The organism is Streptomyces sp. AM25, assembly GCF_058146165.1.
Genome location: NZ_JBKIWN010000138.1, coordinates 170,478 through 184,390, shown reverse-complemented (window position 1 = coordinate 184,390; position 13,913 = coordinate 170,478). Strand labels below are relative to the sequence as shown.

Here is a 13,913-nt window from a genome sequence, read left to right as displayed (position 1 = left end):
CTAACCAGCGCTGTGCGCATGCAAGCCGGGGAGTGGGTAAACAGACAGCGAACCTCCGTATTCTCACGCGGATTTCATCCGGCATTCGAGAGGTTTTCGTGCGCCGGGGAATCGGACAAAATTCACCTCGGCCGTTGGAGGATCATCCAGGAGGGGCGAGAGTGGCTCGTGCGTACGGATACCCTGGTCGCGTGACGTTCCCGGTAGTCGGCATGGTCGGCGGCGGCCAGCTCGCCCGTATGACCCACGAGGCGGGTATCCCCCTCGGCATCAGGTTCAAGCTGCTCAGTGACACCCCGCAGGACTCTGCGGCCCAGGTGGTCGGCGAGGTCGTCATCGGCGACCATCGCGACCTGGCGACACTTCGTGCGTTTGCACAAGGCTGCGATGTGATCACCTTCGATCACGAGCATGTGCCCACGGAGCACCTCAGGGCCCTGGAGGCCGACGGGATCCCCGTCCGGCCGGGCCCGGACGCGCTGGTGCACGCCCAGGACAAGGGCGTGATGCGGGCGAAGCTGGACGCCATCGGGGTGCCCTGCCCGCGGCACCGGATCGTCGACGACCCCGCCGACGTGGAGCGCTTCGCCACCGAGGGCGACGGCTTCCCGGTCGTCCTGAAGACCGTGCGCGGCGGCTACGACGGCAAGGGCGTGTGGGTCGTCCGCTCCCCCGCCGAGGCCGCCGACGCGTTCCGCGCGGGCGTGCCCGTGCTGGCCGAGGAGAAGGTCGACTTCGTCCGCGAGCTCGCCGCCAACGTGGTGCGCTCCCCGCACGGCCAGGCCGTCTCGTACCCGGTCGTCGAGTCCGTCCAGGTCGACGGCGTCTGCGACACCGTGATCGCACCCGCGCCCGGGCTCTCCCCGGAGCTGTCCGCGCACGCGCAGCAACTCGCCCTGAAGATCGCCAAGGAGCTGGGCGTCGTCGGGCACCTCGCCGTGGAGCTCTTCGAGACCCGCGACGGCCGGGTGCTCGTCAACGAGCTGGCCATGCGCCCGCACAACTCCGGCCACTGGACCCAGGACGGCGCGGTCACCTCGCAGTTCGCCAACCACGTCCGGGCGGTGCTGGACCTGCCGCTCGGCGACCCGCGGCCGCGCGCCCCGTGGACCGTGATGGCCAACGTGCTCGGCGGCGACTACCCCGACATGTACTCCGCGTACCTGCATTGCATGGCGCGCGACCCGCAGTTGAAGATCCACATGTACGGCAAGGACGTGAAGCCCGGCCGCAAGGTCGGACACGTCAACACCTACGGCGACGACCTGGCGGACGTGCGCGAGCGCGCGAGCCACGCCGCCGGATACCTGCGAGGAACGATCACGGAATGAGCGCCCCCGGCACCACCCCCCGCGTCGGCATCGTCATGGGCTCGGACTCCGACTGGCCCGTGATGGAGGCCGCGGCCGAGGCCCTGACCGAGTTCGGGGTTCCCTACGAGGTCGACGTCGTCTCCGCCCACCGGATGCCGCGCGAGATGGTCGCGTACGGGGAGCAGGCGGCCGGCCGCGGGCTCAAGGCGATCATCGCGGGCGCGGGCGGCGCGGCCCATCTGCCCGGCATGCTGGCCTCCGTCACCCCGCTGCCGGTGATCGGGGTGCCGGTCCCGCTGAAGTACCTGGACGGCATGGACTCGCTGCTGTCCATCGTCCAGATGCCGGCCGGGGTGCCCGTCGCCACCGTCTCCGTCGCGGGCGCCCGCAACGCCGGCCTGCTGGCCGTGCGCATGCTCGCCGCGCACGACGAGGAACTCCTGGCCCGCATGCGGCACTTCCAGGACGAGCTCAACGAGCAGGCCACGGCGAAGGGCAAGCGGCTGCGCGCCAAGGTCGAGGGTGCGACGGGCTTCGGATTCGGTAAGTGACGATGGTGACCATGACGTCTGCACACATCGAGCGCGCCCGCGAGCTGCTGGCCGCGCACCCCGTCGTCGACGGCCACAACGACCTGCCCTGGGCGCTGCGCGAGCACGTCCGCTACGACCTGGACCGGCGCGACATCGCCGCCGACCAGAGCGCCACCGGCCTGCACACCGACCTCCCCCGGATGCGGGAGGGCGGGGTCGGCGCCCAGTTCTGGTCCGTCTACGTCCGTACGGACATGGCGGGCGACGAGGCGGTCAGCGCCACGCTCGAACAGATCGACATCGTGCGGCAGATGGCCGACCGCTACCCCGGCGAGCTGCGCCTCGCATTGACGGCCGACGACATGGAGGCCGCCCGCGCCGAGGGCCGCATCGCCTCCCTCATGGGCGCCGAGGGCGGCCACAGCATCAACAACTCCCTCGCCACGCTGCGGGCGTTGCACCGGCTCGGCGTCCGCTACATGACGCTCACCCACAACGACAACGTGGCCTGGGCGGACTCGGCGACGGACACCCCCGTGGCGAACGGCCTGACCCGCTTCGGCGAGGAGGTCGTGCGGGAGATGAACCGCATGGGCATGCTCGTCGACCTCTCGCACGTCTCGGCCGACACGATGCGGGACGCGCTGCGGGTGACCGAGGCGCCGGTGATCTTCTCGCACTCCTCGTCCCGCACGGTGTGCGACCACCCGCGCAACATCCCCGACGACGTGCTCGCGGCGCTGCCGGAGAACGGGGGCGTGGCGATGGCCACGTTCGTCCCGAAGTTCATCCTTCCCGCGGCGGTCGCATGGACCCGCGCCGCGGACGAGAACATGCGCGCCCACGGCCTGCACCCGCTCGACCGCTCGCCGGAGGGCATGGCGGTCCACCACGCCTTCGAGGCCACGACCCCGCGCCCGCGGGCAACGGCCGCCACGGTGGCGGACCACCTGGACCACATGCGCGAGGTCGCCGGCGTCGACCACATCGGCATCGGCGGCGACTTCGACGGCACGGCGTTCACGCCGGACGGTCTGTCGGACGTGTCCGGCTACCCGAACCTGATCGCCGAACTGCTGCGCAGGGGCTGGTCGGAGCCGGACCTGGCGAAGCTGACGTGGCAGAACGCGGTGCGCGTGCTGCGGGCGTCGGCGGCGGTCGCCGCCGATCTCTCTGCGCGGAGAGGCCCGTCGATCGCGACGATCGAGCAGCTGGACGGCTGAGGGCAGCGCCCGCGCCCCGTCAGGGGCGCGGGGAACTGCGCGAGCAACCACATACGGCCCGCACCCGAACGTCACACCCGAGGCCGCCCCATGGCCCGGTACGTCCACCCGGCTTCCCGCCACACCGTGGCGTCAAGCGCGTTGCGCCCGTCCAGGATCCGCGCCTCCGCCACGACCTCCGCCAGCGCCGCGGGCGAAAGCTCCCGGAACTCCCCCCACTCCGTGAGGTGCAGCACCACGTGCGCCCCCCGGCACGCCTCCAGCGCCGAGGGCGCGTACGTCAGCGTGGGGAAGACCCGCCGCGCGTTCTCCATGCCCTTGGGGTCGTAGACCGTCACCTGCCCGCCCTGCAGGTGGATCTGGCCGGCGACGTTCAGCGCCGGCGAGTCGCGGACGTCGTCCGAGTCCGGCTTGAACGAGGCGCCCAGTACGGCGACCCGCTGCCCGAGGAAGCTGCCGCCCACGGTCTCCCGGGCGAGCTCGACCATGTGGGCGCGGCGCCGCATGTTGATGGAGTCGACCTCGCGCAGGAAGGTCAGGGCCTGGTCGGCGCCGAGTTCACCGGCGCGGGCCATGAAGGCGCGGATGTCCTTGGGCAGGCACCCGCCGCCGAAGCCGATCCCCGCCCGCAGGAACTTCTTCCCGATCCGGTCGTCGTGCCCGATGGCCTCGGCCAGCTTGGCCACGTCGCCGTCGGCGGCCTCGCAGACCTCGGCCATCGCGTTGATGAAGGAAATCTTGGTGGCGAGAAAGGAGTTGGCGGCCGTCTTGACCAGTTCGGCGGTCGGGTAGTCGGCGACGACGAACGGCGAGCCCTCCGCAATCGGGATCGCGTACACCTCGCGCAGCAGCTTCTCGCCGCGTTCCCCGCCGACGCCGACCACGATCCGGTCCGGCTGCAGGGTGTCCTGGACGGCGAAGCCCTCGCGCAGGAACTCCGGGTTCCAGGCCAGCTCCACGTCACGCCCCGCGGGCGCCAGGCCGGTGAGCAGCTCCGCGAGCCGGGCGGCGCTGCCCACGGGCACGGTGGACTTGCCGACGACCAGCGCCGGCCGCTTCAGCTGCGGCGCCAGTGCGGTGAAGGCGCTGTCGACGTAGGACATGTCGCACGCGTACTCGCCGTGCTTCTGCGGGGTGTTCACGCAGACGAAGTGGACGTCGCCGAACTCGCCGACCTCCTCCCAGGAGGTCGTGAAGCGCAGCCGCCCGGTGGAGCCCTCGATCCCGGCGACGTGCTTGCTCAGCAGTTCCTCGAGCCCGGGCTCGTACATCGGGACCTTGCCCCGCGAGAGCATCTCGATCTTCTCGGGGACCACGTCCAGGCCCAGCACCTCGAACCCGAGCTCGGCCATGGCCGCCGCGTGCGTGGCGCCGAGGTACCCGGTGCCGATCACAGTGATCTTGAGGGCCATGCGTGTGCTCCATACGTACTACGACACTGGCTGGACTGCGCGCCCGAGCATACGTCCCTGTCGGCAAGCTCACGTAGGCGCACTCCGGAGGGCCGCCCTAGAATCGGAGTTACCAATCGGTAGCCAACTCTCTGGGGAGTACGCCTTGGCGGGATCAAAGGACTTCGATCTGTACCGGCCGTCCGAGGAGCACGACGAGTTGCGCAAGGTCGTACGCTCGCTCGCCGAGACGAAGATCGCTCCGTTCGCCGCCGAGGTGGACGAGGAGGCGCGCTTCCCCCAGGAGGCGCGTGACGCCCTCACCGCGGCGGACCTGCACGCGGTGCACGTCCCCGAGGAGTTCGGCGGCATGGGCGCGGACGCGCTCGCCACCGTGATCGTCATCGAGGAGGTGGCCCGCGTGTGCGCGTCCTCCTCCCTGATCCCGGCCGTCAACAAGCTCGGCTCGCTGCCGGTGGCGCTGTCCGGCTCGGACGACCTGAAGAAGCGGTACCTGAGCCCGCTCGCCAAGGGCGACGCGATGTTCTCGTACTGCCTGAGCGAGCCGGACGCGGGCTCGGACGCGGCGGGCATGAAGACCCGCGCCGTGCGGGACGGCGACCACTACGTCCTCAACGGCGTGAAGCGCTGGATCACCAACGCGGGCGTCTCCGAGTACTACACGGTGATGGCCGTCACCGACCCGGAGAAGCGCTCCAAGGGCATCAGCGCCTTCGTGGTCGAGAAGGACGACGAAGGCGTCTCCTTCGGCGCCCCCGAGAAGAAGCTCGGCATCAAGGGCTCTCCCACTCGGGAGGTCTACCTCGACAACGTCCGCATCCCCGCCGACCGCATGATCGGCGAGGAGGGCACGGGCTTTGCGACCGCGATGAAGACCCTGGACCACACCCGCATCACCATCGCGGCCCAGGCCCTCGGCATCGCCCAGGGCGCGCTGGACTACGCCAAGACCTACGTCCAGGAGCGCAAGCAGTTCGGCAAGCCGATCGCGGACTTCCAGGGCATCCAGTTCATGCTCGCCGACATGGCGATGAAGCTGGAGGCGGCCCGTCAGCTGACGTACTCGGCGGCGGCCAAGTCCGAGCGCCTGGACGGCGACCTGACCTTCTTCGGCGCGGCGGCCAAGTGCTTCGCGTCCGACGCCGCCATGGAGATCACCACGGACGCGGTCCAGCTGCTGGGCGGCTACGGCTACACCCGTGACTACCCGCTGGAGCGCATGATGCGCGACGCGAAGATCACGCAGATTTATGAAGGCACGAATCAGGTTCAGCGGATCGTGATGGCGCGGAACCTGCCGTAACGCCTGCGGCTGGCTTGTGGGGCCTCGGCGGTTCGCGGTCGGGGCCCCTTCGCAGTGTCCGGGTGCGGGTTGTTCCGGGCTGGTCGCGCCCACGCGGCGGAGCCGCACATATAACAGCCCCGCGCCCCTTCGGGGCAAGGCACCCTACGGGGCGGGGCTCTCCGCTACGACGGGCCCGCCAGTTCTGCCCAGACCGTTTTGCCCACGCCGCCCTCGTGGCGGACCACGCCCCAGTCCAGGCACAGGCGCTGCACGATGTACATGCCGTGGCCGCCGGGGCGGCCCGCGCGGTGCGGGGTGCGGGGGGCCGGGGTGCCGGCGCCCAGGTCGGAGACCTCCAGGCGGAGGACCTTGCCGGTGCGGGTGACGCAGAGCTCTTCCGGGCCGTCGGCGTGCAGACAGGCGTTGGTGACGAGCTCGGAGACGACCAGCAGGACGTCCTCGGCCGCGGCGCGGTGGTCGGCCGTGGCCGCCGGGAGCCAGCCCCAGTCGTGCAGGGCCCGGCGCGTGAAGTCGCGGGAGAGCGGCACGGCGCCGCTGACGTCGACGAGGCGCAGCCGCCGGCGCTGACTGCCGGACTGCAGCGGGCCGTCGGCCTCCGGGCCGGGGTCGTCCGGCGACGGCAGGGACGGCCGAGTGGTGCTCATCAGCGCTTCACCTCACCGATCACCGATTCAGAAGGAGTCATCTCGCACATCACAGGGTCAGCTGTCTCCTGCCCCGGCGAACCGTGAGAACACCCACGGATTCTGCGCGGGTCCTGTGACACGGGTAACGGAGTAACGGAAGCAACAGCGATGGAGAGTAAGGGGTCCGATACGCAGTGCGCCGTCAGTCGGCGAGCGCGGCGTCGAGCGTGTCGTGGATGCTGAAGACGGCCCCGGCACCCGTGATCTCGAAAACGCGGGCGACGACGGGCCCCATCGCGGCGAGGTGAACGGCACCGCCGACGGCCTCGGCCTTGAGCCGGGCGCCCAGCAGCACATTCAGTCCGGTGGAATCACAGAATTCGAGCTGCGAGCAGTCGACGACAATACGGAGAGCACCCTCTTCGACACAGGAATCGAGAAGTTCCCGCAGCAGATCCGCCGTATGGTGATCGAGCTCACCCGCGGGCGCCAGGACCGAAATTCTTCCGAGATGCCGGAACTCGACTTTCAGCCGACCCCTGCTCGCACTGCCGGCTTTACCGCAGTCCATGCGCATCCCTTCGTGGTGTGCCGCGCGTGACGCTGCGGGGAACCCTACGCCTTCCATACGTGCTCCGGAAGCCGAAGTTCCGGCATAGCGCAGCAAATACGGACAAACGACACTTGCCATCACAGGGTAAAGACCGGTAGGGCTAGAGGAGGACATCCACCACGGACGGCTTTGGAGGCGCCGCAAACCGCAGCAAAAGGTCACGGCTTCGGCTGCCATATGCCGAGAATGATGGAGGAGACCATGTCACCCCGGCTCGACGAAAAGCGCTCCGCCCCCCAGGAGACCGCCTCGTCGGCAATCCCGCCCGAGCAGTACGACCCCGGCCTCGCCGGGCTCCCCGAAATACCTCCCTACGAGGAGATCGGGGCGGTCAGCGCACGGGCACTGTCCAAGACGCTCTTCGCGCGCCTCGAATCGCTCGAAGAGGGAACCCACGAATACGCGTACGTACGCAACACGCTCGTCGAACTCAACCTGGCCCTGGTGAAGTTCGCCGCCTCCCGGTTCCGCACCCGCAGCGAACCGATGGAGGACATCATCCAGGTCGGCACCATCGGCCTGATCAAGGCCATCGACCGCTTCGAGCTCAGCCGGGGCGTCGAATTCCCGACCTTCGCGATGCCGACCATCATCGGCGAGATCAAGCGCTTCTTCCGCGACACCAGTTGGTCGGTGCGCGTCCCGCGCCGCCTCCAGGAACTCCGCCTGGACCTGGCAAAGGCGGGCGACGAACTGGCGCAGCGCCTCGACCGCTCCCCCACGGTCGCCGAACTGGCGCAGCGCCTCGGCCTGTCCGAGGACGAGGTCGTCGAGGGCATGGCCGCGAGCAACGCCTACACGGCGAGCTCGCTGGACGCCCAGACCGAGGAGGACGACACCGAGGGCTCCCTCTCGGACCGCATCGGCTACGAGGACCACAGCCTGGAGGGCATCGAATACGTCGAGTCCCTCAAGCCGCTCATCGCCGAACTCCCTTCCCGGGACCGGACGATCCTCTCCCTGCGCTTCGTGGCGAACATGACGCAGTCGGAGATCGGCGAGGAGCTGGGCATTTCCCAGATGCATGTGTCACGGCTGCTGTCGCGGACGCTGGTGAAGCTGCGGCGGGGGCTGCTGACGGAGGAATAGCCTCCCTCCTTCATCCTCTTCTTTGCCTTGCGCCGCACGGACGTTGCCCGTGCGGCGCAGTGTCACTCCCCGCCACGGCGAGGCGTCCAAGTGCCCGGCATCCGGCGCGCCTTGCACGAGAGCGAGTGCGCAGCGGCTGCAGCGCCTGGAGCGTCACACCATGCGTACGCCCCGCTGCCAGACCGCCGAGACCAGCGGGACACCGGGGCGGTAGGCGAGGTGGACGTGGGACGGGGCGTCCAGGAGCAGTACGTCCGCCCGGGCGCCCGGTGCCACGCGGCCGATGTCCGTGCGGCGCAGCGCCGCAGCGCCGCCCGCCGTGGCGGACCACACCGCCTCATCCGGCGTCATGCCCATGTCCCGCACCGCCAGCGCGATGCAGAAGGGGACGGAACTGGTGTAGGACGAACCGGGGTTGCAGTCCGTGGACAGGGCGACGGTCGCGCCCGCATCGAGCAGGCGGCGCGCGTCGGGCCACTGCGCCCGCGTGGAGAACTCCGCGCCGGGCAGGAGCGTGGCCACGGTGTCGCCGCCCGCCAGCGCGTCGACGTCCGCGTCCGTCAGGTGCGTGCAGTGGTCGGCGGAGGCCGCGCCGAGCTCCACCGCCAGCTGGACGCCGGGGCCGTGGCCGAGCTGGTTGGCGTGGACGCGCGGGGTCAGGCCACGGGCCCGACCCGCCTCCAGGATCGTCCGGGCCTGGTCGCCGTCGAAGGCGCCCTTCTCGCAGAAGACGTCGACCCAACGGGCGTACGGGGCACAGGCGTCGAGCATCTCGCCGGTGACCAGGGCCACGTAGGCCTCCGGGTCCGCCGCGTAGTCGGGCGAGACGATGTGGGCGCCCAGGTACGTCACCTCGTCGAGGTGGGCGGCGGCGATGCGCAGCGCGCGGGCCTCGTCGGCGGTGGTCAGGCCGTAGCCGGACTTGGTCTCCAGCGTCGTGGTGCCCTGACGGAGCGCCTCGCGGACGTGGCGCAGGAGGTTGGCCTCCAGCTCCTCGTCCGTGGCGGCGCGGGTGGCGGCCACGGTGGTGCGGATGCCGCCCGCGCTGTAACTCTGCCCGGACATCCGCGCGTTGAACTCCGCGGTGCGGTCGCCCGCGAAGACCAGGTGGGAGTGGGAGTCGACGAAGCCGGGGAGGGCGGCGCGGCCCGCCGCGTCGACGGCGTTGTCGGTGGCGGGTGCTTTCCTGGACTCACCGACCCAGGCGATGCGGTCGCCGTCGACGACGACCGCCGCGTCCTGGATCAGACCGAGGGGGCCTGCACCGAGGGAGGGGTCGTTGGTGACGAGACTGCTGATGTTCGTGATCGCCGTGGTCATGGCCGTGGTCATGTGCGGGCTCCGGTCCTTCGGCTGCGGGCGGTCGGGCTGCTTCAGGCGGTGGTCAGGTCCGCGATCGCCCCGGCCAGGGCGCGGGGGACGTCCGGGACGAGCTGATGGACCCCGTCGCGGACGACGTGCCGGCCGCCGACCACCGTATGCCGGACGTCCGCGCCGGTCGCGGCGAATACGGCCGTCTCGGCACCGAGCCGGGGCAGCGGCCCCGCAGTGCGGACGGTGTCCAGTGCCAGCGTGGTGAAGTCGGCGAGCGCGCCCGCCTCCAACTGACCCGCATCCGGCCAGCCGAGGGCCGCGTGGCCGTCGGCGGTGGCGGCCCGCAGCAGGGCGGCCGCAGTCCAGTGGCCGCGGGTACGGGTGCGCAGGCGCTCGTTCAGCTCCATCGCGCGGGCCTCTTCGAGCAGGTCGATCACGGCGTGGCTGTCGCTGCCGAGGGAGAGGGGGGAGCCTGCGCGCTGCAGGGCGACGGCGGGGCCGATGCCGTCGGCCAGGTCGCGCTCGGTGGTCGGGCACATGCAGGTGCCGGTGCCGGAGCCGCCGAGGAGGGCGATGTCCTCGGCGGTGAGGTGCGTGGCGTGCACGGCGGTGGTGCGCGGGCCGAGGACGCCGTGGTCGGCGAGGAGCCGGGCCGGGGTGCAGCCGTGCGCCGCGCGGCAGGCGTCGTTCTCGGCGGTCTGCTCGGAGAGGTGGACGTGCAGGGGGGCCTCGCGCTCCCCGGCCCAGGCGGCCACGGTCGCCAGAGCCCCGGCGGGCACGGCGCGCACGGAGTGCACGGCGGCGCCGATCCGGACGTGGCCGCCGTCGGCGGGCTTGAAGGCGGAGAGCCGGTCGGCCCAGGCGTCCGCCGTGCCGTCGGAGAAGCGCAGTTGGTGATGGTTGGGGGGCTCACCGCTGCGTCCGTTCCCGATGGCCGACGACAGATAGGCGGTGTCGAGGAGGGTGATGCGGATGCCGGCTGCGGCCGCGGCCTCGGTCAGGGCCTCGCCCATGGCGTTGGGGTCGCCGTAGGGCGTGCCGCCGGGGGCGTGGTGGACGTAGTGGAACTCGCCGACGCACGTGATGCCCGCGAGGGCCATCTCGGCGTAGACGGCGCGGGCGAGGGCGAAGTAGGAGTCGGGGGTGAGGTTCTGGGCGGCCTGGTACATAACCTCGCGCCAGGTCCAGAAGGTGCCGGAGCCGACCTGGGTGCGGCCGCGGAGGGCGCGGTGGAAGGCGTGCGAGTGGGCGTTGGCCAGCCCGGGAAGGGTGAGCCCGCGCAGGGTCACCGCCCCCGGCGGCGGGGCGGGCACGTCGGTGCGGACGGCCGTGATGCGGCCGTCGGCCACGTCGACGGCCACGCCCGACTCGACCACGGGGTCGATCCAGGCGTGCTCGGCCCAGTAGGTCACGGTCACCGGCACGCGAGGCCCTCCAGTACGTCGGCGAGTGCGGTCACTCCGGCCGTGCAGTCGTCCTCGGCCGCCGTCTCGGCGGGCGAGTGCGAGACCCCTGTGGGGTTGCGGACGAAGAGCATGGCGGTGGGCACGGTGCCGGACAAGATACCGGCGTCGTGGCCCGCGCCCGTGGGCAGGACCGGTGCGCCGCCGAGCAACTTGGCCAGCTCGTCGCGCAGGCCGTGGGCGAACTCGACGACGGGGGTGAAGGACTCCCGGGTGACCCGGACGTCCACGCCGTCGCGCTCGCCGCGCTCGACCGCGGCCTGTTCGACAGCGGCGACGACCTCGGCGAGGGTCTCCTCGTCGGCGGCACGCGAGTCCAGCCAGCCGCGGACGAGCGAGGCGATGGCGTTGACGCCGTTCGGCTCGACGCTCACCTTGCCGAAGGTGGCCAGGGCGCCGGCGAGCCGGGCCTTCTTGCGGGCGGCGAGGACGGTGTTGGCGTAGGTCAGCATCGGGTCGCGGCGGTCCTCGATGCGGGTGGTGCCGGCGTGGTTGGCCTCGCCGTGGAAGTCGAAGCGCCAGCGGCCGTGCGGCCAGATCGCCGAGGCCACGCCCACGGCGTGCGGGCCCGCGGCGGAGCCGCTGTCGGACAGAGCGGCCAGGGCCCGGCCCTGTTCGACGTGCAGCTCGACGAACGCGCCGATGCGGGCGAGGCGTTCGGGGTCGGGGCCGATGGCCTCGGGGTCGTACCCGGCGCGTTCCATCGCCTGCGGGAGGGTGATCCCGTCGGCGTCGCGGAGCGCGTGCGCCTTGTCCACGGTGAGCTGTCCGGCGGCCAGCCGGGAGCCGACGCAGGCGAGGCCGAAGCGGGCGCCCTCCTCGTCGCCGAAGTTGACGACGGCGAGGGGACGGTGCGGCTGCGCGCCGCGGGCGCGGAGCTCGTCGAGGGCGGCGAAGGACGACACGACGCCGAGGGGGCCGTCGAAGGCGCCGCCGTCGGGGACGGAGTCGAGGTGGGAGCCGGTGACGACGGCGTCACCGGCGGCCGGGTCGCCCAGCCAGGCCCACTGGTTGCCGTTGCGGTCCAGCTCGTAGGCGAGGCCTCTGCGTTCCGCCTGGGCCCGGAACCACTGTCGGCAGTCGGCGTCCGCTTCGGTCCAGGCGAAGCGGCGGTATCCGCCGGTGGCCGCGTTGCGGCCGATCGGAAGCAGGTCGCGCCACATCTCGTGGAACGAGGGGGCCGCCAAGGCCGGGGCAGGTTCCGTTTCGCCCCCGGCTGCGGGCCGGTGGGGGCTGGTCGCGCCGTTCCCCGCGCCCCTTTCGGGGCGCGGCTCCGAGGTACTCACGCCTGCTCGCCCTCGCGCATGGGGATGCGTACCCCGCGGTCCTCCGCCACCGACTCCGCGATGTCGTAGCCCGCGTCCACGTGGCGGATGACGCCCATGCCGGGGTCGTTCGTCAGGACCCGGCGGATCTTCTCGCCGGCCAGCGGCGTGCCGTCCGCCACCGTGACCTGGCCCGCGTGGATCGAGCGGCCCATGCCGACGCCGCCGCCGTGGTGGAGGGAGACCCAGGAGGCGCCGGAGGCGACGTTCACCATCGCGTTGAGCAGCGGCCAGTCCGCGATCGCGTCCGAGCCGTCGAGCATGGCCTCGGTCTCGCGGTACGGGGAGGCCACCGAGCCGCAGTCGAGGTGGTCGCGGCCGATGACGACGGGCGCGGACAGCTCGCCGCTCGCCACCATGTCGTTGAACCGCTCGCCCGCACGGTCGCGTTCGCCGTAGCCGAGCCAGCAGATGCGGGCCGGGAGGCCCTGGAAGTGGACGCGCTCGCCGGCCATCTTGATCCAGCGCGCGAGGGACTCGTTCTCGGGGAAGAGGTCGAGGATCGCGCGGTCGGTGGCCGCGATGTCCTTCGGGTCGCCGGAGAGGGCCGCCCAGCGGAAGGGGCCCTTGCCCTCGCAGAACAGGGGCCGGATGTAGGCGGGGACGAAGCCGGGGAAGGCGAAGGCGCGCTCGTAGCCCGCCAGCCGGGCCTCGCCGCGGATCGAGTTGCCGTAGTCGAAGACCTCGGCGCCCGCGTCCTGGAAGCCGACCATGGCCTCGACGTGCCTGGCCATGGACTCGCGGGCCCGCTGCGTGAAGTCGGCGGGCTTGTCGGCCGCGTAGGAGGCCATGTCGGCGAAGTCGACGCCGAGCGGCAGGTAGGCCAGCGGGTCGTGGGCGCTGGTCTGGTCCGTGACGATGTCGATGGGGGCGTTCATCGCCAGCAGCTGCGGGAGGAGTTCGGCCGCGTTGCCGAGGACGCCGATGGACAGCGGGCGGCGGGCGTCGCGGGCCTCGACCGCCAACTGCAGGGCGTGGTCGAGGGAGTCGGCCTTGACGTCGAGGTAACGGTGCTCGATGCGGCGCTCGATGGCGCGCGGGTCGCAGTCGATGCAGATCGCGACGCCGTCGTTCATGGTGACGGCCAGCGGCTGGGCGCCGCCCATGCCGCCGAGGCCGGCGGTCAGCGTGATCGTCCCGGCGAGCGTGCCGCCGAACCGCTTCGCGGCGACGGCGGCGAAGGTCTCGTAGGTGCCCTGGAGGATGCCCTGGGTGCCGATGTAGATCCACGAACCGGCCGTCATCTGGCCGTACATGGTGAGACCGAGGGCCTCCAGGCGGCGGAACTCCTCCCAGTTGGCCCAGTCGCCGACGAGGTTGGAGTTGGCGATGAGGACGCGCGGGGCCCACTCGTGCGTCTGCATCACGCCGACCGGGCGGCCGGACTGCACGAGCATGGTCTCGTCCTGCTTCAGCGTCTGCAGGGTGCGGACCATCGCGTCGAACGAGCGCCAGTCGCGGGCGGCCTTGCCGGTGCCGCCGTAGACGACGAGCTTGTCGGGGTGCTCGGCGACCTCGGGGTCGAGGTTGTTCTGCAGCATCCGCAGGGCGGCTTCCTGCTGCCACCCCCGGGCGCTCAGTTCGGTGCCTCGCGGTGCTCGCACGGGTCGCGGTCCTGACATGGGGCCCTGCCTCCCAGCCTCGATGGGCGCTCTGGCGTTCTGAATAGAACACTGCACATCTTGGGCCGGTGAAT

At 71.5% G+C, this 13,913-nt stretch carries 12 protein-coding genes; 5 read left to right on the top strand and 7 right to left on the bottom strand.

Annotated features, from left to right (window positions below):
- The first annotated feature begins 161 nt into the window (after nt 1–161).
- The 3 genes from ACLHRZ_RS40585 to ACLHRZ_RS40575 are packed head-to-tail and all read left to right on the top strand — an operon-like array spanning nt 162 to nt 3,069.
- Entirely contained in the window at nt 162–1,331 is a 1,170-nt protein-coding gene (locus tag ACLHRZ_RS40585) for a 5-(carboxyamino)imidazole ribonucleotide synthase (RefSeq protein WP_490423628.1), read from the top strand.
- Nucleotides 1,328–1,864, top strand: coding sequence for a 5-(carboxyamino)imidazole ribonucleotide mutase (gene purE / locus ACLHRZ_RS40580; protein WP_490423627.1), 537 nt, complete (start codon nt 1,328–1,330; stop codon nt 1,862–1,864). The genes ACLHRZ_RS40585 and purE overlap by 4 nt, the downstream gene beginning before the upstream one ends.
- A gap of 11 nt (nt 1,865–1,875) precedes the next feature.
- Nucleotides 1,876–3,069 carry a dipeptidase gene (locus ACLHRZ_RS40575; protein ID WP_490423626.1) on the top strand — a complete coding sequence of 398 codons (1,194 nt, stop codon included), beginning with the start codon at nt 1,876–1,878 and terminating at the stop codon, nt 3,067–3,069.
- A gap of 71 nt (nt 3,070–3,140) precedes the next feature.
- On the opposite strand, the gene ACLHRZ_RS40570 is transcribed toward ACLHRZ_RS40575, so the two are convergent.
- On the bottom strand, nt 3,141–4,481 hold the full coding sequence (locus ACLHRZ_RS40570) for a UDP-glucose dehydrogenase family protein (RefSeq protein ID WP_490423625.1): 1,341 nt from the start codon (nt 4,479–4,481) through the stop codon (nt 3,141–3,143).
- Between the two features lie 145 nt (nt 4,482–4,626).
- Between ACLHRZ_RS40570 and ACLHRZ_RS40565 the strand changes: the two genes are divergently transcribed.
- Nucleotides 4,627–5,784, top strand: a complete 1,158-nt coding sequence (locus tag ACLHRZ_RS40565) for an acyl-CoA dehydrogenase family protein (protein ID WP_490423624.1) — start codon at nt 4,627–4,629, stop codon at nt 5,782–5,784.
- Between the two features lie 164 nt (nt 5,785–5,948).
- Here the strand turns inward: ACLHRZ_RS40565 and ACLHRZ_RS40560 are convergent, their stop codons facing one another.
- Both ACLHRZ_RS40560 and ACLHRZ_RS40555 read right to left on the bottom strand, forming a co-directional pair.
- Nucleotides 5,949–6,431 (bottom strand): ATP-binding protein, encoded by a 483-nt coding sequence (locus ACLHRZ_RS40560; RefSeq protein WP_490423623.1) that lies wholly within the window; start codon nt 6,429–6,431, stop codon nt 5,949–5,951.
- A gap of 184 nt (nt 6,432–6,615) precedes the next feature.
- On the bottom strand, nt 6,616–6,984 hold the full coding sequence (locus ACLHRZ_RS40555) for an STAS domain-containing protein (protein WP_490423622.1): 369 nt from the start codon (nt 6,982–6,984) through the stop codon (nt 6,616–6,618).
- Nucleotides 6,985–7,215: 231 nt separating this feature from the next.
- Between ACLHRZ_RS40555 and ACLHRZ_RS40550 the strand changes: the two genes are divergently transcribed.
- Complete coding sequence (locus ACLHRZ_RS40550; protein WP_490423621.1) at nt 7,216–8,115, top strand: RNA polymerase sigma factor SigF; 900 nt, start codon at nt 7,216–7,218, stop codon at nt 8,113–8,115.
- A gap of 153 nt (nt 8,116–8,268) precedes the next feature.
- Here ACLHRZ_RS40550 and hutI read toward each other — a convergent pair whose 3' ends face one another.
- The 4 genes from hutI to hutU all read right to left on the bottom strand — a co-directional run bounded on the left by hutI (nt 8,269) and on the right by hutU (nt 13,839).
- A complete protein-coding gene (gene hutI, locus ACLHRZ_RS40545; protein ID WP_490423620.1) occupies nt 8,269–9,447 on the bottom strand; it encodes an imidazolonepropionase in 1,179 nt (392 codons plus the stop codon).
- A gap of 41 nt (nt 9,448–9,488) precedes the next feature.
- Nucleotides 9,489–10,853 (bottom strand): formimidoylglutamate deiminase, encoded by a 1,365-nt coding sequence (locus ACLHRZ_RS40540; RefSeq protein WP_490423619.1) that lies wholly within the window; start codon nt 10,851–10,853, stop codon nt 9,489–9,491.
- On the bottom strand, nt 10,844–12,055 hold the full coding sequence (locus tag ACLHRZ_RS40535) for an allantoate amidohydrolase (RefSeq protein WP_490423661.1): 1,212 nt from the start codon (nt 12,053–12,055) through the stop codon (nt 10,844–10,846). Before ACLHRZ_RS40535 ends, ACLHRZ_RS40540 begins: the two co-directional genes overlap by 10 nt.
- Nucleotides 12,056–12,174: 119 nt before the next feature.
- Entirely contained in the window at nt 12,175–13,839 is a 1,665-nt protein-coding gene (hutU, locus tag ACLHRZ_RS40530; protein ID WP_490423618.1) for a urocanate hydratase, read from the bottom strand.
- Nucleotides 13,840–13,913: the final 74 nt, after the last annotated feature.